The 23,708-nt window shown below is 63.2% G+C and carries 22 protein-coding genes and 2 pseudogenes; 10 read left to right on the top strand and 14 right to left on the bottom strand.

Annotated elements, in window-relative coordinates:
- The first annotated feature begins 75 nt into the window (after nt 1–75).
- The 3 genes from ABIC03_RS07310 (at nt 76) to ABIC03_RS07300 (ending at nt 2,964) form a co-directional block, all read left to right on the top strand.
- The gene (locus tag ABIC03_RS07310; protein WP_354056716.1) at nt 76–204 is read left to right on the top strand and encodes a hypothetical protein; all 129 of its coding nucleotides are present in this window, start codon (nt 76–78) and stop codon (nt 202–204) included.
- Between the two features lie 392 nt (nt 205–596).
- Entirely contained in the window at nt 597–1,298 is a 702-nt protein-coding gene (locus ABIC03_RS07305) for a cysteine hydrolase family protein (protein ID WP_354056715.1), read from the top strand.
- A gap of 10 nt (nt 1,299–1,308) precedes the next feature.
- Nucleotides 1,309–2,964 (top strand): regulator, encoded by a 1,656-nt coding sequence (locus ABIC03_RS07300; protein WP_354056714.1) that lies wholly within the window; start codon nt 1,309–1,311, stop codon nt 2,962–2,964.
- Here the strand turns inward: ABIC03_RS07300 and ABIC03_RS07295 are convergent, their stop codons facing one another.
- From ABIC03_RS07295 to ABIC03_RS07250, 10 genes are all read right to left on the bottom strand, one after another.
- On the bottom strand, nt 2,965–3,789 hold the full coding sequence (locus ABIC03_RS07295) for a carbohydrate ABC transporter permease (RefSeq protein WP_275170382.1): 825 nt from the start codon (nt 3,787–3,789) through the stop codon (nt 2,965–2,967).
- Nucleotides 3,786–4,724, bottom strand: coding sequence for a carbohydrate ABC transporter permease (locus ABIC03_RS07290; protein WP_354056711.1), 939 nt, complete (start codon nt 4,722–4,724; stop codon nt 3,786–3,788). The genes ABIC03_RS07295 and ABIC03_RS07290 overlap by 4 nt, the downstream gene beginning before the upstream one ends.
- On the bottom strand, nt 4,721–6,046 hold the full coding sequence (locus tag ABIC03_RS07285; RefSeq protein ID WP_354056709.1) for an ABC transporter substrate-binding protein: 1,326 nt from the start codon (nt 6,044–6,046) through the stop codon (nt 4,721–4,723). Before ABIC03_RS07285 ends, ABIC03_RS07290 begins: the two co-directional genes overlap by 4 nt.
- 81 nt (nt 6,047–6,127) lie before the next feature.
- On the bottom strand, nt 6,128–6,907 hold the full coding sequence (gene soxA, locus ABIC03_RS07280; protein ID WP_354056707.1) for a sulfur oxidation c-type cytochrome SoxA: 780 nt from the start codon (nt 6,905–6,907) through the stop codon (nt 6,128–6,130).
- Nucleotides 6,904–7,221: a thiosulfate oxidation carrier complex protein SoxZ gene (gene soxZ / locus ABIC03_RS07275; RefSeq protein WP_106942743.1), complete on the bottom strand. Its 318-nt coding sequence runs from the start codon at nt 7,219–7,221 to the stop codon at nt 6,904–6,906. The genes soxA and soxZ overlap by 4 nt, the downstream gene beginning before the upstream one ends.
- Entirely contained in the window at nt 7,221–7,688 is a 468-nt protein-coding gene (locus ABIC03_RS07270; protein ID WP_354056705.1) for a SoxY-related AACIE arm protein, read from the bottom strand. The genes soxZ and ABIC03_RS07270 overlap by 1 nt, the downstream gene beginning before the upstream one ends.
- A gap of 8 nt (nt 7,689–7,696) precedes the next feature.
- On the bottom strand, nt 7,697–8,149 hold the full coding sequence (gene soxX / locus ABIC03_RS07265; protein ID WP_354056703.1) for a sulfur oxidation c-type cytochrome SoxX: 453 nt from the start codon (nt 8,147–8,149) through the stop codon (nt 7,697–7,699).
- Nucleotides 8,142–9,413 (bottom strand): FCSD flavin-binding domain-containing protein, encoded by a 1,272-nt coding sequence (locus ABIC03_RS07260; protein WP_354056701.1) that lies wholly within the window; start codon nt 9,411–9,413, stop codon nt 8,142–8,144. Before ABIC03_RS07260 ends, soxX begins: the two co-directional genes overlap by 8 nt.
- A 54-nt stretch (nt 9,414–9,467) precedes the next feature.
- A complete protein-coding gene (locus tag ABIC03_RS07255; RefSeq protein ID WP_354056699.1) occupies nt 9,468–11,654 on the bottom strand; it encodes a xanthine dehydrogenase family protein molybdopterin-binding subunit in 2,187 nt (728 codons plus the stop codon).
- 11 nt (nt 11,655–11,665) lie between these two features.
- Complete coding sequence (locus ABIC03_RS07250; RefSeq protein WP_354056697.1) at nt 11,666–12,115, bottom strand: (2Fe-2S)-binding protein; 450 nt, start codon at nt 12,113–12,115, stop codon at nt 11,666–11,668.
- Between the two features lie 259 nt (nt 12,116–12,374).
- On the opposite strand from ABIC03_RS07250, the gene ABIC03_RS07245 reads away from it, so the two are divergent.
- Nucleotides 12,375–13,994, top strand: a complete 1,620-nt coding sequence (locus tag ABIC03_RS07245; protein ID WP_354056695.1) for a B12-binding domain-containing radical SAM protein — start codon at nt 12,375–12,377, stop codon at nt 13,992–13,994.
- A gap of 4 nt (nt 13,995–13,998) precedes the next feature.
- Here the strand turns inward: ABIC03_RS07245 and ABIC03_RS07240 are convergent, their stop codons facing one another.
- Nucleotides 13,999–15,387 carry an MFS transporter gene (locus ABIC03_RS07240; RefSeq protein ID WP_354056693.1) on the bottom strand — a complete coding sequence of 463 codons (1,389 nt, stop codon included), beginning with the start codon at nt 15,385–15,387 and terminating at the stop codon, nt 13,999–14,001.
- A 168-nt stretch (nt 15,388–15,555) separates the two neighbouring features.
- Between ABIC03_RS07240 and ABIC03_RS07235 the strand changes: the two genes are divergently transcribed.
- From ABIC03_RS07235 to ABIC03_RS07225, 3 genes are all read left to right on the top strand, one after another.
- Complete coding sequence (locus tag ABIC03_RS07235; protein ID WP_354056691.1) at nt 15,556–16,617, top strand: isocitrate/isopropylmalate dehydrogenase family protein; 1,062 nt, start codon at nt 15,556–15,558, stop codon at nt 16,615–16,617.
- 340 nt (nt 16,618–16,957) lie between these two features.
- Nucleotides 16,958–17,914, top strand: a complete 957-nt coding sequence (locus ABIC03_RS07230; protein ID WP_354056689.1) for a c-type cytochrome — start codon at nt 16,958–16,960, stop codon at nt 17,912–17,914.
- Between the two features lie 208 nt (nt 17,915–18,122).
- The gene (locus tag ABIC03_RS07225; protein ID WP_354056687.1) at nt 18,123–19,094 is read left to right on the top strand and encodes an ABC transporter substrate-binding protein; all 972 of its coding nucleotides are present in this window, start codon (nt 18,123–18,125) and stop codon (nt 19,092–19,094) included.
- A gap of 149 nt (nt 19,095–19,243) precedes the next feature.
- Here ABIC03_RS07225 and ABIC03_RS07220 read toward each other — a convergent pair whose 3' ends face one another.
- The 3 genes and pseudogenes from ABIC03_RS07220 to ABIC03_RS07210 form a co-directional block, all read right to left on the bottom strand.
- Nucleotides 19,244–19,519: a hypothetical protein gene (locus tag ABIC03_RS07220; RefSeq protein WP_354057537.1), complete on the bottom strand. Its 276-nt coding sequence runs from the start codon at nt 19,517–19,519 to the stop codon at nt 19,244–19,246.
- Between the two features lie 6 nt (nt 19,520–19,525).
- Nucleotides 19,526–19,959: pseudogene (locus tag ABIC03_RS07215) on the bottom strand (pyridoxamine 5'-phosphate oxidase family protein).
- A 141-nt stretch (nt 19,960–20,100) separates the two neighbouring features.
- Nucleotides 20,101–20,844, bottom strand: coding sequence for an SDR family NAD(P)-dependent oxidoreductase (locus ABIC03_RS07210; RefSeq protein ID WP_354057535.1), 744 nt, complete (start codon nt 20,842–20,844; stop codon nt 20,101–20,103).
- Nucleotides 20,845–20,988: 144 nt separating this feature from the next.
- Between ABIC03_RS07210 and ABIC03_RS07205 the strand changes: the two genes are divergently transcribed.
- The 3 genes and pseudogenes from ABIC03_RS07205 to ABIC03_RS07195 form a co-directional block, all read left to right on the top strand.
- A complete protein-coding gene (locus ABIC03_RS07205) occupies nt 20,989–21,759 on the top strand; it encodes a methyltransferase domain-containing protein (RefSeq protein ID WP_354056685.1) in 771 nt (256 codons plus the stop codon).
- 185 nt (nt 21,760–21,944) lie between these two features.
- Entirely contained in the window at nt 21,945–22,958 is a 1,014-nt protein-coding gene (locus ABIC03_RS07200) for a DctP family TRAP transporter solute-binding subunit (RefSeq protein ID WP_354056683.1), read from the top strand.
- A gap of 67 nt (nt 22,959–23,025) precedes the next feature.
- A pseudogene (locus tag ABIC03_RS07195) lies at nt 23,026–23,583 on the top strand (TRAP transporter small permease); the annotation flags it as partial.
- Between the last annotated feature and the right edge of the window lie 125 nt (nt 23,584–23,708).

The raw sequence follows: 23,708 nt of genomic DNA, 5'->3' as shown, positions 1-23,708 counted from the left end.
GCTCGCGGAGAACACGATGGCTGCAAGCGCGTTCAATACCGAGATCACGGAGACGGCTGAGGCGCTGATCGGGCCATGGCACCACCCCGCGCCAGATACTCCACGCAGAGGTACGCGGCCGATATCGTCGGTGCGCCGACAGCCCTCGACAGACGTCTTCGCGAACTCAAGCCGCTGGTCGACCCCGTGATCCTCAAGACCTGAAGGTCGACTACATGGCGACGCTGAAGCCTCTTGCGTGCCTTATGGGGAGCAGCATCGGCGCCCGTAAGAAGCGGGTCGCTAACGCCACCTTCGTCACTCCGGGGCGCGCGTAGCGCGAGCCCGGAATCCATTTCACCGCGTGTTTAGCCGCCCGATGGCTTCCAGGTTCGACGCTTACGCGTCGCCCCGGAATGACGACGGAGAGCGCTCATCCTTTGGGCAAATGCACGTCGCAAAGCCGCCGCACAGCGAATAAGCAGACCCCGGCTTTTCCAATAACGTTCTGACAGTGCAGTAAATTTTCCTGCGCCGTCGGCTCAACTTCAATTGTACACAATGGCATGGCGCTTGCAGAACTCCTGAAGAGAGAGTTCTCGCGGGGGCCTTGAGTCATGTTGAGCTCAACCAAGCAGACACTGGGTGTCATCAGCGCCGAACCGGAGCCGGTCAAGCTCGACTGGCCCGCCACCGCGCTCCTCATCATCGACATGCAGCGCGACTTCATGGAGCCCGGCGGCTTCGGCGAGACCCTCGGCAACGACGTCAGCCAGCTTGCGCGGGCGGTGAAGCCGATCGGTGCGGTGCTGAAGGCTGCGCGGGATACCGGCATGCTGGTGATCCACACGCGCGAGGGCCATCTGCCCGATCTCTCCGACGCGCCGCCGGCGAAAGTCGAGCGCGGCGCGCCATCCTTGCGCATCGGCGACCCCGGTCCGATGGGACGCATTCTCATTCGCGGCGAGGCTGGCCACGACATCATCCCGGAGCTTTATCCGCTCGACAGCGAGATCGTGATCGACAAGCCCGGCAAGGGCGCGTTCTACGCCACCGAGCTCACCGACGTGCTGGAGAAATACGGCATCGAGAATCTGCTGGTGTGCGGCGTCACCACCGAAGTGTGCGTCAACACCACCGTGCGCGAGGCCAACGACCGCGGCTATCGCTGCGTCGTCATCTCGGACGGCTGCGCGTCCTACTTTCCTGAGTTTCACGAGATGGGCCTGAAGATGATCAAGGCCCAGGGCGGCATCTTCGGCTGGGTCGCAAGCTCAGCCGCGGTTCTGGAGGCGATGAAGATTTCCACATCAGCGTAGGGGCATCACGATGAGCACAGGCACGACGGGGACGGCCGGCACCTCCGAGTTCAAGCCGGCACTATGGACACCGGGCGACTGGAACGCGTTTTTCGGCTTCGGCACCAACATCCTCGTCAACATGCTAGTGCTCACGGGCCTGTTGCGCTTCGTGTTGAAGATGCCTGACAGTCTCGTGTTCGGCCGTATCCTGCCCGCGCTCGGGTTGATGATGTGTCTCTCCACCTTCTACTACGCATACCTCGCCTATCGTCTGGCGCAGAAGACCGGCCGCAACGACGTTTGCGCGCTGCCTTCGGGCGTCAGCGTGCCGCACATGTTCATTGTCACCTTCGTGATCATGCTGCCGATCACTATCAAGACCGGTGATCCGCTCAAGGGCTGGTCGGCGGGCCTGGTCTGGGTGTTCTTCCAGAGCTTCATCCTGATGATCGGCGGCTTCATCGCGCCCTTCATTCGAAAGATCACGCCGCGCGCGGCGCTGCTTGGCACGCTCGCCGGCGTCTCCGTCACCTTCATCTCGATGCGGCCGGCGCTCGAAATGTACATGACGCCACAGATCGGCCTGGTCTGCTTCGCCATCATCCTGGTGAGCTGGTTCGGAGGCGTGAAATACTGGCGCGGCATTCCCGCCGGTCTCGTTGCGATCGCGGTGGGCATGGTCATCGCCTGGGGCTCGAACCTGTTCGGCCTCGGTCTCGGCGGGCTCAGCGTCAAGGGCGTCGGCGATGCCTTCGCAAACTTCGGCTTCTCGGTGCCGATTCCGGCGGTAGGCTATGTCTTCTCTGGTTTCGAATTCCTCGGAATCATCCTGGTCACCGCCATTCCATTCGGCATCTATGATCTGGTCGAGGCCATGGACAATGTCGAGAGCGCGGAGGCCGCCGGCGACGAATATCCAACCACGCGCGTGCTCACCGCCGATGGCGTCGTCAGCCTGATCGGCTGCCTGATGGGAAATCCCTTCATCAACGCCGTCTATATCGGCCATCCCGGCTGGAAGGCCATGGGCGGGCGCATCGGTTACTCCGCCGCGACGGGCATCATGGTGGTGGTGCTGGCCTGGTTCGGCATCATCTCGGTGCTGCTGGCGCTGGTGCCGGTGGTCGCGATCTCGCCGATCCTGCTCTATATCGGCATGCTCATTGGCGCGCAGGCATTCCAGACCACACCGGTCAAGCACGCGCCCGCGATCGTGCTGGCTCTGACTCCGCATCTGGCTGCGTGGGCCAAGCTCCAGATCGACACCATGCTGGGCTCGACCATGAACGCGGCTGCGACCGTCGGTGGAATGGCCGCCGACAAGGCCGACGCGGTCAAGGCTGCCGCGATCGCCGCGTTGCCGCAGCAGGGCGTGTTCTATCACGGACTCGAAGTGATGGGCGGCGGCTCCATCCTCGGCGGCTTGATCCTGGGTGCGATCAGCGTCTTCATCATCGAGCGCGACTTCGAGAAGGCCTCGGCGTTTGCGCTGGTTGGTGCGGTCCTGACCTATTTTGGCTTCATGCACGGCGAGGCCGTCGGCATCGGTGGCGGCTTTGGCGTCACGCCCGCGGTCGCGTTCGCCTATGCCGTGATGGCCGCCGGTCTGTTCGCGGCCAGCAAGCTCGGCGCGAGCGAGCCCTACATGCCGCATGCGGACATGCACGCGGCACCGGCGGAGTAGCTACCCGCCCTTGACGGCACCAGCGGTGAGCCCGGCGACGATCTGTCGCTGGGCGAACACCGTGAGCAGCAGCACCGGGAGGGTGACGATCAGAGCGGCGGCCGCGAGCGGCCCCCAGCTCAACTGGTCGAACGAGATCATGTTGTAGACAGCGACCGGCAGGGTCCGTGTCTCGCGTCCGGCCAACACGATGCCGAACACAAAATTGTTCCAGGAGAAGATCACGGCCAGGATGAAGGCGACCGCGATGCCGGGCTTGGCGATCGGCAGCGCGACATGGCGAAAGACCTGCCAGCGCGTAGCGCCGTCGATGAGGGCTGCTTCTTCCAGCTCCATCGGCGTCGTCTCGAAATAGCCGATCATGATCCAGATCACGATCGGCACCGTGACCACGAGGTGGATGATGATCTGCGGCACCAGCGTGCCGAGCAGCCCCAGCCACTGGAACATGAGAAACAGCGGGATTAGATAGGACAGGCCCGGCGTGATGCGGGCGATCAGGATCACGATCGCAGATTTGTGCGCGGCCATCCGGGCGATGCCGTAGCCGGCGGGGACACCGACGAGTAGCGCAAGCAACGTCGCGCTGCCGGTCACGATTAGGCTGTTGATGAAATAGGTCAGGAAGCGGTTGGAAGCGAGCACGTCGGCATAGTTTTTCCAGGCGACATGCTCGGGAATGAACACCGGCGGATAGGCGGCATTGTCGATCTCGAATTTGAGCGACACCGACAGCATCCAGAGGAAGAACAGGATTGCCGGGGACACGATGACGAACACCGAAAACCACAGGCCGATCTTGCCGATGATTTGCCTTGGAGTCATGTGTCGCTCGCGATCTCGGTCCACAGCATCCGCTGGCGCGCGTAGAGCATCACCGCCGCAAGCAGAACGATCAGCAGGAAGAACACGACCGCGATCGCCGAGCCGTAGCCGAGGTCGTAATAGGAGAAGGCGACGCTGTAGAGATAGATGTTGATCGTCTCCGACGCCGATCCCGGTCCGCCCTGCGTGATCGCAAAAATGATGTCGAAGCTCTTCACGGCGTCGATCATGCGGATCATGCCGGCGATGAACAGGAAGGGCATGATCAGTGGCAGGGTGATGAATCGGAATACCTGCCAGAGGCTGGCGCCATCGATCTGCGCACTTTCATAAGGCTCGCTCGGAATCGCGGCCAGGCCGCCGAGCACGATCAGCATCACCAGCGGCGTCCATTGCCAGGTCTCGACCAGCACCAGCGAGGGAATCACGGTCGCGGGATGAAACACCCAGAGCTGCGCAGGAATCCCGACCAGCGACAGCAGATAGTTCAGCACGCCGAGCTGCGGGTGGAACATCATGGTCCAGACTAGCGCGATCGCCACCGGCGTCGCCATCATGGGCATGATGAAAACGCCGCGCAGAAAGCCGCGGCCGGGGAATTTCTGGTGAAACACCACGGCCGCAAACGTGCCGAGCACGAGCGGCAGCAGCACGGAGAGTGCGGTGTAGAGCAGCGTATGTCCGATCGCCTCAATGAAGCGGGGATCGCTCGTCAACCGCAGATAGTTGGACAGTCCAACGAAGGTGGTCGCCGAGCCGACCTTCCACTCGTTCAGGCTCATCCAGATCGTGAAGACCCACGGGAAGATGATGATGGCGAGCACGACGATGAGCGCCGGCACCACGAACGGCCAGTACGACGGCGGCCGCAACTCCTTCTCCGGCGCGGCATCTGACGGTGCCGCTGCCGGATTAGCCTGTATGATCGCACTCACGCCTTTTCGCTGCGCTCCAGGATTGGCCGGTACTGCTCGTGGGCCTTTTTCAACTCTGTCGCGGGATCGGCGCCGGCAAGGGTCGCGGTGATCGCCGCGCCAACGAGATCGCGGAATTCGGCGACCGGAATCACGACGGGCAGGCCCAGCTTGCTGACCTTGGCGGAATCGATCACCGACTGCAGCCACTCCTTGGGCATCTTCACGCCGTTCTGGACCTCGGCATCGTTCAGGATCGAGTTGCGGAACGGCACGCCGCCGCCGGCTTGCAACAGCCGGGCGCCTTGCGTTTTCGACACAACCCATTGGCAAAGCAGATAGGCGGCTTCCTTGTTCTTGCTCGCCGCGGCGATGCCGATGCCGTCGCCATAGGTCGCTGAATATTGTCCCTTCGGACCGGCCGGCACGACGGTGTAGCCGACCTTGCCGACCACGCGCGAGGCCGCCGGGTCTTCCAGCGGCGGCGCCCAGCCGACGCCGTCGATCCACATCGCCGAACGTCCTTGCGTGAACGAGGCCATCGACTCCATCCAGTTGAAGCCGGCGACGCCGGGCGGAGCGACTTTAGTCAACAATGTCTGATAGAGCTTGGTTGCAGCAATGGCTTCCGGACCGTCGGTCAGGATGTTGCCCTTCGCATCGAGGAATTCGCCGCCATAGTCGAGAAAGAAGTTGGTCCACAACGTCATGTTGGCGTTGCGCAGGCCGCGTCCGACAAAGCCGTAGGTGCCTTCCTTGGCATCGGTGAGCTTCTCGGCGGCCGCGACCATCTCGTCGAGGGTCTTGGGGACGGCGACGCCCTTCTTCTGGAACAGCTCCTTGTTGTAATAGAGGATGAAATAGTCGACCGACCAGGGCAGCGACAGCATCTGGCCCTTGTCGTTCCTGGCGTATTGCAGGCCGGCGGCCGAGAAATCGCTTTCCACGAGATCGGGCGCGGTCAGCGTCGGGTCTTTCATGTAAGGCGTGAGGTCGGCGAGCCAGCCGCCTTTCTCGAATTGCCGTTTCTGCACGTGATAGCTGAGATGGACGACGTCGAAGCTCGGCCGGCCCGAGGTGAGCTCGATCACGACCTTCTGGCGCTGCTGTTGCTCGGGAATCTGCTCCGCCTCGACCTGGATGCCGGTGAGCTCGGTAAACTCCTTGACGTATTTTTGCAGGTTGTCGCCGCGCGGGCCCTTGGCGAGGATCACCTCTAGCTTGGTCCCGGCGTATTTCTTCCAGTTCACCTCCGCGCGGGCTGGCAGTCCCGTCAGGCTGAGCGCGCCAGCTGCGGCAGTGCCCGTCAAGAGCGTACGACGCGAAATCTGATGGTCAGCCACTATATCCCTCCCGGATGACTCGTTTTGTTTGGGAGGGATACTAGCGGCCGTGCCGCGCGTGCCTAGCCCTAATCTGACGGATCACGGCCGCACGGCCGGCGTCTCCATCGGCAGGCCGCGCGCCCGCGACATCAGGTAGAGCTCCAGCGCGACCAGGTCGGGTGCGCCGAAATCATAGGCTTGGGCGCGGACACCCGTCATGCAACTGCGTAGCCGGCGCTCCAGCGATCCCAGCGTCTGCCATTCCAGCCGATAAAGCGGATAGCCGGTCGGCTGTCCCTGCGTGATCGGCGCGCCGGCAAGTCGCTTGTTGAAATTGTCGTTGTGGCAATTAGTGCAGGCAAGGTTGAGCTGGCCCTCGCGCCGCATGAAGAGGTCGCGGCCCTGTTCGACGAATGGCTTCAGTTGCGGATCGTCGCCCGTCGTGATCGCGGTGCCGCGCGATTGGTGCGCGACGAAGGCGGACAGGGCCAGCAGGTCGCGACTCTCGTAGGGGAGTGCCGGTGCCTGCTGATGATTGCTGCGGCAGAGATTGATGCGCTGGTCGAGCGTGACGGGGCGCGCCAGCGCCTTGTCGTAGGCCGGGTAGCGCGCCGCGACGCCTTTCATGCTGCCGCGTGCATCGCCATGGCAATCCGCACAGGCCTTGTCGGCGCTGCCGGTCCTCTTCGTCCACAACGCCTCGCCGTCGAGCACGAACAGCATGCCGGGATTCGAGCTGTTGTCATCCTGCATCGCGCGCGTGTCGGGTCCCATGAACGAATAGCCGGAGCGGCGCGCATCCAGCGGAATCTCGCCGGCGAGCAGGGCAGGGCCGGTGGCGAGGAGCGCCGCGGCCGATATCGCGCGCCAAAAACTCATTCGACCGTGATCGACGCCGATGCACTGGACGAATAGCCGTTGTCGCCGATCCATTCGAACTCGAACTTGCCGCTCTCCTTCGCGACCGTGAAGAACGACAGATAGGGATTGGCCGCGATCGCCGGAAAGAGATCGGCGCGAAAAATCTCGGTGCCGTTGTAGCGGCACGTAAAGCTCGTGATGATGTCGCGCGGCACCAGCGCGCCGTCCGCGGTATGGCGGAAGCCGGTCTCCATGATGTGCGAGGTCAAGGTGCGGATCTCGATGATTTCGCCGCGCCTGGCTTTCGCAGGAACGTTGATGAGCGCGGCCATCAATTCATCTCCTCGGTGCAGGCGGCCAGCGTCACGACGATTTCGGTCGTGACCTGCCAGAACGTGTCGTCGGAAAGACGCGCGATCGCCACCACCTTCTGGGTGTCGGCGAGCCGGATCCGGGTCGAGACCTGGGCGCGGCCAGAGGAGGGGCCGAGATGGAAGTTGCCGATGTTCGGCTGCGGGTTCTTCTCGTTGAAGACGTGTATGCTCTTGACGTAGTCGGCCGCCGTCATCGGGCTCGCGACGCTCACGGTCAGCGGCACCGTGTTGCCGTTCTCGACCAGCGGCGGAATGTCGAGCTTCACCTTGCCGGTGCGTACAGGTGCTTCGCCGACGACGTTGCGGATCGCGGCGGTGAGCATCGCCGGTGTCGCCTCCAGCGGCCGCAGCGTGACGATCGGGATCGTCCCGGCGAACGTCACGCTCCCGGCGAGATTCAAGAATTGGCGTCGCGTGGTCGGCATGAACAGTCCTAGTCCCGAAGCGTTGCAAGAAAAGCCACGATGTCCTCGATCTCGGCGGCGGACAAGATCGGTTTGCCGGCGAAGTTGCGCCCGACCCGCACGAGGTGGTCGTTGCGATAATAGAACGGCATGATGGTCTCAGGGTTGAAGCGCGCTGCATCGACCAGTCGAAGCCGCAACTGGCTCACCGTCCAGCGGTTCCCCGCACCCGAGAGGTCAGGCGCGAGGTCGCCCTGGAACCGGGTCTCCGGGAAGGGACCGGAATGGCACAGGATGCAGGTGGTGGTGCGCGCGAGCACAAGCGCGCGCCCGCGCGCGGCATCGCCGGGCGCGCCGGTGAGCGATTCCGCGATGCCGTCGCCGGCAATGTTGTAGGGCAGGAGCTCCTCGGCTCCTGCCTGGCAGGCGAAGGCGCAACTGGCGACGATCAGAACTGCGATATGGACCGATGCTCTAGCCAAAGGTGTCCGCCGTGATGGTTTGAAACCAGTGCTCGGCATCAGTCGCCTCGCGGGCGCGCAATTCGCGCGGCGCCTCGACCGGGCTGGTCGCGCCGCCCTCGACCTCGGCGAAGATGTCGCCCCTGGGCTGGTAATTGCCCGCGAGTGAAAAGCCGTAGCCGGGTGCGACGATGTTGTAGCAGACGCCCGTCAGTCGCGGCGTTTCTGATGCGCGGCCGGCGAGGAGGTTCACGATCGTGGCAGCGCAGGCCTTGCCCTGTGCGCTTGCCGCGGATGCCGATTTGGGAATGCCCCCGCCGAGGCAGGCATCGCCAATGACGTGGATGTTTGGGACAAGCTTCGATTCGAAGGTCACAGGATCGATCGGGCACCAGCCGGTCGCATCCGCAGCGCCCGCGATCTGGGCAATATGTGCAGCGCGTTGAGGCGGAATGACGTTGGCGACATCAGGCGTGTAGTTGCCGAATTCGGTGACGATGGTCCTGGTCGCAGGCTCGACCGAGGTCACGCGGCCGCCTTGCGACAGCCCGATGCGTTCGATCATGTCCCCGTAAAGCTCCTTCCACGCTCTCTCGAACAGTCGCTGCTGGGAGAAATTGTCCTTGGCGTCGAGGATCAAGACCTTTGAGCGCGGCTTCTTCGTTTTCAGGTAATGGGCGATCAGGCTTGCGCGCTCGTAAGGCGCCGGCGGACAGCGCGAGGGATTGGCGGGGATCGCAATCGCGACGGTGCCGCCGTCCGGCATGGCCTCGAGCTGCCGACGCAGCAGCAGCGTCTGCGCGCCGGCCTTCCAGGCGTGCGGCATTTTTTCTGATGCCGTGTCGTCGTAGCCAGGCAGAGCCTCGAAATGGAAGTCGATGCCGGGAGAGAGGACGAGACGGTCATATGGCAGCGCAACGCCATCGGCCGTCACGACGCTGCGCAGCTGCGGCTCGATTGTGGCTACGGCCTGGCTGATCACCGTGACGCCCTCGGCACCGAGCCTGTCATAGCCAAATTGCTGGCCTTCGATATCGCGCAGGCCGGCAATCACCTCGTTGCTGAAGGGGCAGGAGGTGAAGACCGCATTGGGTTCGATCAGGATGACTTGCAAGTTTACCTGCGCGCGCTTCAGCGCGCGGGCGCACGCCGCGCCGCCAAAGCCGCCGCCGACCACGACGACGCGGCCCGCCGATTGCGCGCGCAGGATCGAAGGGACGGCGAATGATGTGGCCGCGGCGGCGATGCCAAGGAGGGCATCCCGCCGTGTCACCGGCGCATTCATGAGTCTTGTCCGGAAAGTGTGCCGCGACGGCCGTTCCGGCCGCCGCGGCGTTTCTCAGGCGAAGGTGATGTTCTGGTCGCGCAACGGCACCGAACGGATGCGCTTGCCCGTCGCCGCGAAGTACGCATTGAGCACCGCCGGCGCCGCGACGCCGATGGTCGGCTCGCCGACACCGCCCCAGAACCCGCCGCTCGGCACCATCACCGATTCGACCTTCGGCATCTCGTTGATGCGCATCGAATTGTAGGTGTCGAAGTTGGTCTGCTCGATCTTGCCGTCCTTGACGGTGCAGCCGCCGTAGAACAGCGCGGAGAGGCCATAGACGAAGGAGCCTGCGATCTGCCGCTCCACCTGCGCCGGATTGACGACGTAGCCGGGATCGGTGGAGGCGACGATACGATGCACCTTGATCTTGTTGCCGTCGGTCACCGAGATTTCGGCGGCGCCGGCGACATAGCTGCCATAGCCCATCACCTGCGCGATGCCGCGATAGATGCCCTTCGGCGCCGGGGTGCTCCAGCCGATCTTCTCGGCCACGGCATTGAGCACCGCCAGATGCTTGGGGTGATTGCCCATCAGCTTGCGGCGGAATTCGAGCGGGTCCTGGCCTGCGGCCTGGGCCAGCTCGTCCATGAAGCATTCCATGTAGATCGCGTTGTGATTGACGTTGACGCCGCGCCAGAAGCCCGGCGGAACATGCGGGTTGCGCATCGCATGCTCGACCAGGAGGTTTGGCACGGAGTAGCCGAACGCAGCTTCGCCGGATTGGGCGACGCCCTGGAATGCGGCCGGATCCATGCCGTTCTGCAGCGCTTCAGGGCGAAGCGAGAACAGGATCGATTGCCCGGACAGGCGATAGTGCAGCGCGATCAGATTGTTGTCGGCATCGAACGCGCCGGTCATCTTGCACTGGGTGATCGGGTGATATCGGCCGTGCGCCATGTCCTCTTCGCGCGACCATAAAAGCTTGATCGGCGTGCCCGGCATCTGCTTGGCGATCAAGACGGCCTGACGGACATAGTCGGTCTGGCCGCGCCGGCCGAAGCCACCACCCGGCATCACCTTGTGCACGTCGCACTTCTCCGCCGGCAGGCCCGACGCTTCCAAGGTGGCCGCGAAGGCCGCCTCGCCATTCTGCGTGCCGCACCAGACCTCGCATTTGTCCGCTGTGTAGACCGCCGTGGCGTTCATCGGCTCCATGGTGGCGTGGTTCTGGTAGGGGTAGCTGTAGACCGCCTCGATCTTCTTGGCGGCACCGGCAATCGCCGCCTTCGCGTCGCCGTTCTTGTTGCCGACATAGGCCGGCTGCGCGTTGTCGAGACCCTCGGTCAGCCATTTCGCGATCGACTCGCTGGAGACCTTGGCGTTGTCGCCCTCGTCCCAGACGATCGGCAGCGCCTCCAGCGCGGTCTTGGCCTGCCACCAGGTGTCGGCAACCACCGCGACCGCGGTGTCGCCGACCTTGACGACCTTCTTGACGCCCTTCATGCCGGTGATCTTGGCTTCGTCAAAGCTCTTCAGCTTGCCGCCGAACACCGGGCAATCCTTGATCGCGGCGTTCAGCATGCCCGGCAGCTTGATGTCGATGCCGTAGATCATGGTGCCGGTGGTCTTCTCGGCGGTGTCCAGCCGCTTCACGCCCTTGCCAATCAGCTTCCAGTCCTTGGGATCCTTCAGCTTGACGTCGGCCGGCGGCGCAAGCTTGGCCGCGGCCTCGGCGACCTTGCCGTAGGTCGTGGTCTTGCCAGACGGCGTGTGGGTGATGACGCTGTTGGCGGCGGTGCATTCGGACGCCGGCACTTTCCACGCCTCGGCGGCGGCCTGGATCAGCATCACGCGTGCGGTGGCACCGCCCTTGCGGACGTAGTCTTGCGAAGAGCGGATGCCGCGGCTGCCGCCGGTCGAGAAATCGCCCCAGACGCGCTTGCGGGCGACGCTCTGGCCCGGTGTCGGATATTCGGTCGAGACCTTCAACCAGTCGCATTCGAGTTCCTCGGCGACGAGCTGGGCGAGGCCGGTGAGCGAGCCCTGGCCCATTTCGGAGCGGGCGATGCGGATGACGACGGTGTCGTCGGGCCTGACCACGACCCAGGCGCCGATCTCGGGGGAGCCGTCGGCGGCGCGGACCACGGTGGGGCCGCCGAAGGGGATATCGAGGCCGATTGCGAGACCTGCGCCGACCGCGGCAGTGCCGATGACGAAGGCACGGCGGTTCATCCTGGGAGAGACATGCTTGTTCATGTGGCGGCTCCTTACGCGCTTGCGATCGTGTGGATCGCTTCGCGCACCTGCTGGAAGGTGCCGCAGCGGCAGATATTGGTGATGGCCTCGTCGATGTCGGCGTCGGTCGGCTTCGGCTTCTCGCTCAGCAGCGCTGCCACCGCCATGATCATGCCGCTCTGGCAATAGCCGCATTGCGGAACATCCTGGGCAATCCAGGCTTCCTGCACCTTGTGCAGTGCGTTGCCGGAGGCGAGCCCTTCGATGGTCGTGATCTTCTTGCCTACGGCCTCGCTGACCGAAACGCCGCAGGAGCGGGTGGCGATGCCGTCGATGTGAACGGTGCAGGCGCCGCATTGTGCAATGCCGCAGCCGTATTTCGTGCCGGTCAGGCCGGCATTCTCGCGGATTGCCCACAGCAGCGGCGTGTCCGGCTCGACGTCGAGCGTGAAGGTTTTTCCGTTGATTGTTAGGTTTGCCATCGCAGTCCCCTGATTGGCCCAATCCACCGATTGGACGCAGGGGCGCAATGTGTCCGGCAAATTGGAAAGGTTCAAATCAATAGTCCGAGGGGTAACCGCCGGAGATTCCCCCCTGGGCGGCTCGCGGCACGGCTTGGGGCGACGTCTACCGGCTCCCGCGCCGTCGCGCCCCTGGAACCGAGAGCGACAGTTTGTCCCTTTTGCCGGGGTGCAAGTCGACGATGCTCTGCTACAGTGGAATCAGCCAAAAAGAGGTTCCATGAACGTACCGCAGCCTTGCAAAGTCCTGATGCTCTATCCGCTGTTCTCGGCAGAGTCCTTCTGGAGCTTTGGCGAATCCTGCAAAGTGTTGGGCGTGAAGCGGCCCGCGGCCCCTTTGGGGCTGATCACGGTTGCCGCGATGTTGCCCGAGAGCTGGACGGTCCGGCTGATCGATTGCAACACGGAGTCCTTCAGCGAGGAGGATCTTTCCTGGGCCGACGTTGTCTTCACCGGCGGAATGATGCCGCAGCAGGCCGACACGTTGCGCCTGATCGAAATTTGCCGTGCCGCGGGCAAGCCGGTGGTCGTCGGCGGTCCCGATCCCACCTCGAGCCCCCACATCTATGAGAGGGCCGACTTCCAAGTGCTCGGCGAGGCCGAAAGCGTTCTCCACGAATTCGTCGCGGCCTGGGACAGTGGCGCACGATCCGGCGTCTTCATCGCGCCGAAATTCCAGGCCGACGTCACCAAGACGCCGGTGCCGCGCTTCGACCTCCTTAAGTTCGAGGACTACCTTTATCTCGGCGTGCAGTATTCCCGCGGCTGCCCGTTCACCTGCGAATTCTGCGACATCATCGAGCTCTATGGCCGGGTGCCGCGAACCAAGACGAATGAGCAAATGCTGGTCGAGCTCGACAGGCTCTACGCCATGGGCTACCGCGGCCATCTCGACTTCGTCGACGACAACTTCATCGGCAACAAGAAGTCGCTGCGGCTGTTCCTGCCGCAGCTTGCCGAATGGCAGCGTGCTCACGGCTATCCCTTCGAATTGTCGACGGAGGCCTCGGTTAATCTGGCCGACGATCCCGAGCTATTGGACCTGATGGGCCAGGCGAATTTCTTCGCCATCTTCGTCGGTATTGAAAGTCCGGATCCGGCGACGCTGGTCGCGATGCGGAAGAAGCAGAACACGCGGCGCAACATCGCCGAGAGCATCCACAAGATCTACGCCGCGGGCATGCTCGTCACCGCGGGTTTCATCGTCGGCTTCGACAATGAGAAGCTCTCGATGGCGGATGCCATGATCGACTTCATCGAAGAGGCGGCGATCCCGGTCAGCATGGTCGGCCTGCTCTATGCCTTGCCGAACACGCAGCTGACGCGCCGCCTCGAGCGCGAAGGCCGGCTGCATCCGGGCCACGATTTGGCGCCGACCATCGGCGCGGATCAGTGCACCGCGGGGATCAACTTCGATCCGGTGCGCCCGTTGCGCGACATCCTGACGGACTACAAGCGCGTGCTGGAGCACATCTACAGCCCGGAGGCCTATGCAAGGCGCATCGACCGTCTGATGACGCTGCTCGACCGCTCTCGCCAGCGCCAGGAGCTCGCGGAAGGCGATATCCGCGCCCGGATCGGCGCGATGGAAACGGTGCACAAGGTGGTCACAGCCCTTCCCGAGGCGCGCGGTCCGCTGTGGCAGACCTTCATGAACTGCGCCAAGCGCGACACCACATCGGCGCGGATCGCCGTGCAGATGATCGCGGCCTATGCCCATCTCGGGCCGTTCTCGCGCAAGGTCATCGCTGCCATCGATACGCGCCTCGCCGCGCTCGACGAGGAGACGGTCATTCCGGTCGCGGCTGTCGAGGTGCCGGCGGCCCGACATCTAGCCTGACGGTCTACTTCACCGCCAGCCGCAAAAAACTCATCACACTGCCGAGCGCGGCAAAGCCCGCGCCAAGCGCCAATGCCACGACTGCGCCATCGTGACCGGCCAGCGAGAAGCAGAGGGCGGCGAGCGCCGCCCCCATCGTCTGCCCCGTCAGGCGCGCGGTGGCGACGATGCCCGAGGCGCTGCCGCTGCGATGCGGCGGCGCGCTCGACATCACCGCCTTCATGTTCGGCGCCTGGAAGAAGCCGAACCCCATACCGCAGATCACCATCCGCCAGATGATGTCGGGGATCGCAGGATTGGCCGGCAGCATCGCGAGCAGCGCCATGCCGAGGCCGAGCAGCACGAGCCCGACGCCGCCGAGCAATCCGACCGCGTGCCGGTCGGAGAGGCGCCCGGCGATCGGCGCCATGATGCCGACCACCAGCGGCCACGGTGTCATGAAGAAGCCGGTCTCGACCTGCGAACGCCCCAGCACGTCCTCGAAATAGAACGGCAGCGAGACGAAGGCGAGGCCCTGCACCGCGAACGAGCACACCGCGGTCGCCGCCGACAGCGCGAACATCGGCCGACTGAACAGGTCGATCGGCAGCATCGGCGCCGGATGGTCGGCATGGCGGCGCGTCAGGATGAAGCCGAGCACCAACGCCGTGACCAGCTCGATGCCAACGACCACCGGTGAGAGATTATGCGCGGCACTGCCGATGCCCGTGATGAACAAGCCGAGACAGGCCGACGCGAGGGCCGCGCCGAGAAAGTCAAAGCCGTGATCGGCGCGCGGCGTCTTCGGCAGCATCGCAAATCCGATGCCGATCGCGACGAGGCCGAACGGGATATTGACGGCGAACAGCCATGGCCACGGGCCGACCGCGAGGATGGCGGATGCGATCGAGGGACCGAAGGTGAAGGCGGTCGCGACCACCAACGCATTGTGGCCGAAGCCGCGGCCGAGCATCCGGCCGGGATAGACGAAACGCACCAGCGCCGTGTTGACGCTCATGATGCCGCTCGCACCCAGCCCTTGCAGCGTGCGCGCAACCAGCAGGCTGTCCAGCGACCAGGCCACCGCGCAGAACAGCGAGGCGATGGTGAACAGGATCAGGCCACCGAGATAGATGCGCTGGTGCCCGACGATCTCGCCGAGCGCTCCGAGCGGCAGCAGCGTCGCCACCAGCGCGATCTGGTAGACGTTGACCACCCAGACCGACTGCTCCGGGCTGACATGCAGGTCGCCGGCAATGGCGGGCAGCGCGATGTTTGCGATCGCGGTGTCGAGCGAGGCCATCGCCAGCGCGGTGAAGATCGCGGCAATGGCCCAGCGCCGCTGTGCGGCCGGAAGGCCGTCGGAAATGGTGTGGTCGGGCTCGCGCGCGCCGGCGGGTAACGTGATTGTCATTGCGTTCGCGCGTTGCTCCGGCGGCCGGCTCCAGGGACTTGGCATGTACTACGGCGCGGCCGCCTTCCACAGGCATATGCTTGCATGCAGTGTATGCGCGAAGGCTGGGCGATGAACCTGCGCGCCGGCGTATGATCGCGCGAACTGCTGCAATGTCAGGGGATCGCCATGCACATCGTCGTTTTGCCCGGTGACGGCATCGGGCCCGAGATCACGACTGCGACATCAGGCGTGCTGCGCGCGGCCTCCGAACGCTTCCAGCTCAATCTGCGACTGGAGGAGCACGCAGTCGGTCATGCGAGCCTCAAACAATTTGGTACGACGGTGCGTCCCGAGCTGCTCGAGATCGTCCGCGCCGCCGATGGGCTGATCCTCGGGCCGACCGCGACCTTCGACTTCAAGGACGAGGCCCATGGCGAGATCAATCCCTCGCGGCATTTTCGCAAGAACCTCGACCTCTACGCCAATGTCAGACCCGCACGCACCTATGCGGGGCTGTCCGGCCGGGTCGGCAATTTCGACCTCGTCGTGGTGCGCGAGAACACGGAAGGGTTTTACGCCGACCGCAACATGGAGCAGGGCAATGGCGAGATGCTGGTCACGTCGGATGTCGTGATCTCGCTGCGTCGGATCACGCGCCATTGCTGCGAGCGCATCGCGCATGCGGCGTGCCGGCTGGCGATGAAGCGGCGCAAGCATCTGACGATCGTGCACAAGGCCAATGTGCTCAAGCTCGGCGACGGCATGTTCCTCGAGATCTGCCGCGAGGCGGCGAACGCCTATCCCGGCCTCGCTGTCGACGACATCCTCGTCGACGCCATGATGGCGCATGTGGTGCGCAACCCCGACCGCTTCGACGTCATCGTCGCTACCAACATGTTCGGCGATATCCTGTCCGATCTCACGGCCGAGCTCTCCGGCAGCCTCGGCCTCGGCGGCTCGCTCAATGTCGGTCACAGCCACGCCATGGCGCAGGCCGCGCACGGCTCGGCGCCCGACATCGCTGGACAGGACGTTGCCAATCCGGTCTCGTTGATCCTCTCGACGGCCCTGCTGCTCGCCTGGTACGGCGAGAAGAGTGGCGCGGTCCGCTACGAGGAAGCCGCGCGTGCGATCGAGGCGGCCGTAACGAAGGCGATCGGCGAGGGCAGGACGACGCGCGACGTCGGCGGCAAACTCGGCACGATCGCGGCGGGGGCCGCGATTGCGGAGATCTTGCAGGCGGGGTGAGTGGTCATGTGCATGTTTTTTTTAAGGGCTCAAAACAAAAAACGCGAAAACAACCCCATGCACAGTAGAAGGCCCCTTGATTAATAAGGGATTTCCGAAACGCGCAGCGATGACATTCGCGGCGGCCCTGACGTTGACGCGTCGGGCAAAACACTGGCAGGATGCCAGGATTGCACCGATCGGCAAAAGACCATCGGGTGCTTCCCATGAAGGAGCGATGTGCGCTTCCTGTGGTGAAGCAGATCCAGGCGTGCAGCTCCGGCATTCCGCTTTCGAAGTGCTAAGTTTCTTTTTTCTTTTTCGCTGATTTTACTCGATGCATTTGCAGAGGTTTATTGCCATGAAGATGTCTGTGCCAATTTTGTGGGCAGCCCTGATCCTCACCGCGACCGCTGCCTTGGCGCAGAATGGGCTTCCGGCTTGGGCGTTCTTGTGGGACCCGACCGTCAAGGTGCCCCCGGCTGACGACAAGCCCAATCAACTCGCCGGCAGCAACGCCGCGTTCAGCTGGAGGCAGGCGCGCGATCTTTTCTTTGCGCCCGATTGGCATCCGGACGACCACCCGGCCATGCCGGAAATCGTTGCCAACGGACGAAAGCCGGATGTCCGCGCTTGCGGATCGTGCCATCGCGTCGAGGGCACCGGCGGTCCTGAAAATGCGAGTCTCGCGGGCTTGCCGGCGAGCTATCTCGTTCAGCAGCTGGCTGATTTCAAAAGCGGCGCGCGAAAGATGTCGGGGCCGGAGAGGCCCTCCACACAATTGATGATGGCGTCAGTCAAAGCCATGACCGACGCCGAGGTGCGCGCTGCGGCAGATTATTTCTCTGCGCAGAAGCCCAAGCAGATCATCAAGGTCGTCGAAAGCGAAAGCATTCCAAAGACAGGGCCATCCCGCTTGTTCTACGTCAAAAGCCCGGAGGGCGGCTCCGAAATCCTCGGCCCGCGCATCGTCGAGGTACCGGACGATGTGGATCAGTTCGAGCTTCGAGACTCCCGGGCGAGCTTCACAGCCTATGTGCCGGTTGGAAGCCTGGCGAGGGGAGAAACACTCGCCAAGACGGGTGGATCGGGAATCACCGTTGCCTGCGGTAGCTGCCACGGTCCGGAGTTGAAAGGCGTCGGTGATATTCCGCCAATTGCCGGGCGCTCGCCGACCTACATCGTGCGCCAGCTCCATGAATTCCAAAGCGGGGGGCGCGTGGCAAGCGCAAGCTCCCTGATGCAACAGACTGTCGAAAAGCTGTCGCAAAACGACATGATCGCGCTGGCTGCCTACGTGGCGTCGCTCTCGCCATGATCCGAGCCGCTGCTGCGGGGGATGACGTCGCTCGTTGGCCCTTATCGTCGGTTGGCGTAGGGCATCGGCAGGTCCGGAGTCTGGCTCGAGCAGAAGTCATCGCCTCCGGTGCAGACTGCCGCCTCTGACCCGACCCGGTCATCAGTTCGCTTGGACCAACGTAGAACAATGGCTGTTCTCAGCCGGGGTGTATGAGATTGGATTGGTAATGAAACGACGAGAATTCCTGACTTTGGTTGCTGTGGCGTCTGCGTTGCCTCTGGCAGCGCGAGCACAGCAAGCAAAGCGAGTGCCCCGAATTGGCCTTCTCCTCCCTCCACCGCGGAATCTGGAAGTCGACGCATTCATCAAGGGGCTCAGCGATCTCGGTTGGGTTAACGGCGTGAACGTTCATGTCGAATATCGCGACGCCGGCGGCGACGACGGCAGGCTGCCGGCGCTTGCGAATGAACTCGTCGCTCTTGATGTTGACGTTCTCGTCACAGCCACATTTCCCGGGATTCTTGCCGCTCACAACGCAACGACAAGAATTCCGACCGTGATGATCGTGGGCCCCGATCTGGTGACCATAGGGCTTGCAGCCAGCATGGCTCATCCTGGCGGCAACATCACGGGACAGACCTTTTTCCTGATAGAACTAGCTGCAAAGCGCTTGGAGATCCTCGCAGGCTTGGCTCCCTCGACCAGACGCGTAGGGGTGCTCATGCAGCGAGGAAATCCACTGAACAACGCTACCATGAGCACCATGAGGAACGCAGCGCAGGCATTGAAGATGGAGCTACTACCTATCGAGGTCGACGTCCCCGGCGATCTCGAAAGCGCGCTGTCACTCGTCGGTTCTAATTCTATGGACGGCCTCGTGATCACGGACGCAAACGCGTTTGTCACCAACACGTCCATGGTGGCCGCGATTGTGGACAAGTGCCATGTGCCATCGGTTGCCGCACCCATCGTCGCCTCCCGGGGGGCGGCCCTGATGGGTTACGGTGTCGACTTCACCGCAATGTTCCGCCACGCCGCTGTTTTCGTCGACAAGATATTGAAGGGTGCCAACCCCGCGGAGATTCCCATCGAGCAGCCGACGCAGTTCAAGACCGTTATCAACCACAAGACCGCAAAGGCGCTCGGCGTGGAGATACCTCCGTCGTTGCTGGTGCGCGCGGACGACGTGATCGAATAACAGCGGCGATCTCTGCAGCAGCCTCGGCCTCGGCGGCTCGCTCAATGTCGGTAACAGCCACGCCATGCGCAGGCCGCGCATGGCTCGGCGAAGTCCGCTCCTACGTTTGTGAGCCGGCTATTCCGCCGCCTCAAGAAACTGGCACGGCTTCACAGCAGAAGAGTCAAGAACTCATAGGCGATCACGGTAGTACCGAGACAGCGCCGCCAGGGGTTCACGCCGCGGACAATCTCGTCGGCGGCCCAGATGATGAGCCCGCCCTTTACCAGGATTGTCAAACCGGCGCTGACTTTGCCCGCGGAAGGCCAGATCCAAAGCAGAACGCCGGCAACGATCACGATCCACAGTACAAGGTTGGGCCACTGAGCGATCGTGATGGCACCGGTTTCGCGGTTGCGGAAGAACCACTGCAAAAATCGCCGCACGATCACCTAGCCGAGCTCGACCTCTCCCTCTTCACGCCCCTTCCAATAGGTTACGCGGTTGGCTTTCACCTTGATCAGCACGATGCCTGGCGTATCGACGCCCTCATCGAACCACTTGTCGAGATCACTCGTCCAATGCTGTTGGAAGTCGCCTTGTCCCGGATCAGTTCGGCAGTGCCTTCAACGGCAACGTAGATCCCCTGCGAAAGAAGGCCCGCTTCTGATGAATATCCGAGCGCTACTTTCGGATTGCGTTGAATATCCGATACGGCCCGAGCCTTTTCATAGCTGAAGTAGTACGACGTGCCGTCATAGGCGACGTCCCCATTGTTGCTCATGGGACGGTTGGCGATCTCGCCATTCTCGGTGTGGGTCGAAAGAATGGCAATGTCGATGCCGGCCATTTCATTCGCGATGTCGGCGAGTGACTTCTTGGACATGAATTTTCCTCCAGTGACGCTGGAGCAACGTAAGGATCAGGCCCGTGGTTCCTTGAAAGAGAGGGCGGGATGCGAACCCGTGCACTTTCATCCCTCCCATCGCTTGTCAGTTAGAAAGGGCGAGAGGCTGAGCGCACGCCCCTAGAACTGATACCTCCTCAGTCCCCCATCCACCGGGATCACCGTGCCCGTGATGTACCGCGCCACGGGCGACGCCAGAAACACCGCGAGCGCGGCGAGGTCTTCCGGCTCGCCCCAATAGCCGACGGGAATCTCTTCTTCCGCGAACCGCTCGCGATAATCGGGCGCGTAGTTGCGGCGGATCTGTTCGCTCATGATGCGGCCGGGCGGGATGCAGTTGATGGTGATGCCGTGCTGTCCGATCTCGCGGGACAGGCCCTTGGCCCAGGCGTGCACGGCGGCTTTGGCGGCAAAGGCAGCGTTGAGGCCTTCGGGTTCGGACTTGCCGGTGATGTTGACGATGCGGCCCCATTTGCGTTCGATCATCTGCGACAGCAGCGCATGCGCGATGCGGCGGTAGCTGGTGAAATTCAGCGCGATCGCCTCGTCCCATTGGCTGTCGGGCGCATCGACGGGGAGGGGGCGGCTGCCGCCGGCGTTGTTGATGAGGATGTCGACATGGCCGAGCTCGCTCACGGCGAAAGCCGAAATCTTCTCCGCCGCGTCCTTGGCCATCACGTCCTGCTCGAACGGGGTGATCAGGCCGGAGCCGACTTCCGTCACCAGCTCGGCGAGCAGGTCGGTGCGCCGTGCCACGCCGACGACGTGCACGCCTTCGGCAGCCAAGCCCTTGGCGATGGCGCGGCCAATGCCGACGCTCGCTCCGGTGACGACGGCGGTTTTCGATTTGAGCCCAAGGTCCATGGTCACACGCTCTCTTGTTTGCGTTTTGCTTCTTGCTGTTCGTTTCCTGCCCCGTCGGGCCGGCTTGCGAATTGCCTGAGCGGGACGAGCAGTGGTAACCAAGAGCAACGGTGAAGGAAACACGAAAAAGAAAAGGCGTCGGCGATGGTCTGGGACCCGCAGCAATATCTAAAGTTCTCCGGTCACCGGCTTCGGCCCGCCATCGATCTGTTGATGCGGATTCCGGATTTCGCCCCGCGTGCGGTCGCCGATCTCGGCGCCGGCGCCGGCAACGTCACCAAGCTGATCAAGGAGCGTTGGCCGGACGCGGCGGTGACCGGTGTCGAGGGCTCGGCCGAGATGGTTGCTGCCGGCCGCAAGGCGGCACCGGACGTGGAATGGTCCCACGAGGACCTCGGCCACTGGCGCCCGATGAAACAATATGACGTGGTCTATTCCAATGCCGCGCTGCACTGGCTGCCCAATCATGCGGCACTGTTTCCATCTATCATGGAGAAGGTAACGCCCGGCGGAATGCTCGCTGTGCAGATGCCGCGCAACTTTCTGGCACCCTCGCATGTGCTGATCGGCGAGACCGCGCTGGACGGTCCCTGGCGGTCCAAGGTCGAGCATCTCGTCACGCCGCCGCCGGTCGAAGGGCCGGCCTACTATCACGGTCTTCTTGCTCCGATGTCGGCCAATATCGACATCTGGGAGACCGAATATCTGCAAGTGCTGGAAGGCGAGAACCCCGTGAAGGAGTGGACCAAGGGGACCTGGCTGACGCGTTATCTCGACATCTTGCAGGGCGACGAGAAGGCCGCGTTCGAAGCCGCCTATGGGATGCGGGTCGCGAAAGCCTATCCGAAGAACGCCGCGGGACAGACGCTGTTTCCGTTCCGGCGTCTGTTCATGGTCGCCCAGCGCAGCGGCTGATCGCACTGCCGCAATGCGACATAAGCGCTCGCTTCCGGGAACGGCAGCGGGTGCCGGGTTGCGCAAGATAGCTTGGCTGCGGCAAATTGGGCTTAGGTCTAGTTGTTCGGGTAGCGGATTGCTGCCACTACTGAAACCGGAAAACAAAAAAGACCCGGTTTTAGAGGTTGTTGGGAGGTACCTTCATGCGCAAGCTGCTTCTTGCGGTCGCCGCCGCAGCACTTTTCGTGGCGCCTGTCTTGTCACCCGTCTTGGCCCAGGCCCAGAGCCCCATCGTCATCAAATTCAGCCACGTCGTCGCCAACGACACTCCCAAGGGCAAAGGCGCGCTGAAGTTCAAGGAGCTCGCGGAGAAGTACACCGACGGCAAGGTCAAGATTGAAATCTACCCGAACTCCACGCTGTACAAGGACAAGGAGGAGATCGAGGCGCTGCAGCTCGGCTCGGTGCAGATGCTCGCGCCCTCGACCGCCAAGTTCGCACCGCTCGGTATCAAGGAGTTCGAGGCGCTCGACCTGCCCTGGTTGTTCAAGGACGACCAGACCTATTCCAACGCGATGAAGGGCAAGATTGGCAAGTGGCTGTTCGAGAAGCTCGAAACCAAGGGCATCACCGGGCTCGCTTATTGGGACAACGGCTTCCACATGCTCTCCGCCAACCGTGCCCTGATGAAGCCGACCGATTTCCAGGGGCTCAAATTCCGCATCTCCGGATCGAAGGTCGCCGACCAATATCTTCGTATCATGGGCTCGATCCCCCAGATCATGGCGTTTTCCGAGGTCTACCAGGCCTTGCAGACGGGCGTGGTCGACGGCTGCGAGAACACCGCGTCCAACTACCTGACGCAGAAGTTCTACGAGGTGCAGAAGGACATCACCGTGTCCTATCACGCGCACCTGCAATATGCCGTCATCGTCAATTCGAAATTCTGGTCCGGCCTGCCGCCTGATATCCGCGCCCAGCTCGAGAAGGCGATGAACGAGGCGACCGACTACACCAACCAGATCGCGCACCAGGAAAACGAGGATGCACTGGCCGAGATCAAGAAGACGGGCAAGACCACGCTGCATTATCTGACTGACGCCGATCGCAAGGCGTGGCAGGAAGCGATGCAGCCGACCTACAAATGGGCAAAGGGGCGGGTGGGGCAGGAAGTGCTCGATCTCGTCGCCAAGGAACTCGACGTCAAGATGAACTGACGCCGGCGCGCTTTGAGAACAACCATGAACGGTCGGGAGTGATCGCACTCCCGGCCGTTGCTCTTGAATGATGAGCCAAGCTGAGGGGACCAAATTGCTGCGTGCATTGAATCGTGTGCTCAATCATCTCGAGGAATGGCTGATCGCGACGATGATCGCGGCCGCGACATCGCTCATCTTCGTTGCCGTGCTGCACCGATATGGCGCCGGGCTGTCGATCGACATCGCCAAATGGGCAGAGGCGCGCAATCTGGCCTTCCTGTCCGTTCCCGCGCGAGCCGCGTTCGTCTGGCTTGCCGCTCTCGACCTGTCCTGGGCGCAGGAACTCTGCATCTACATGTTCATCTGGATGGCGAAGTTCGGTGCGGCCTACGGGGTGCGCACCGGCATCCATGTCGGCGTCGACGTCCTGGTCAACGTCCTTCCGGGCGGATCGCGCCGCCGCGTCATCACGTTCGGCCTGATGTGCGGCGCCCTTTTCACCGCGATCGTTTGCTATTTCGGGGCCGCGTTCGTCGGCCAGATGTGGCAGACCGGCCAGCAATCCAACGATCTCGAAGCGCCGATGTGGCTGGTGTATCTCACCATCCCGCTCGGCTCCGGGCTGATGTGCTTCCGCTTCCTGCAGGTTGCCTGGTCGTTCTATCACACCGGCGAGCTGCCGCATCACGACGTGGCCGGCGTCGAGGGCGTGGAAGTAGACCCGGTCCATCCGGCCCCGGTCACGCGCAGTCAGGTCATCCGCGACGA

The organism is Bradyrhizobium sp. RT6a (assembly GCF_040547675.1).
Lineage (GTDB): Bacteria > Pseudomonadota > Alphaproteobacteria > Rhizobiales > Xanthobacteraceae > Bradyrhizobium.
Note: the sequence above shows the minus strand (reverse complement) of the source record. Positions and strands in the feature narration are given on the sequence as shown.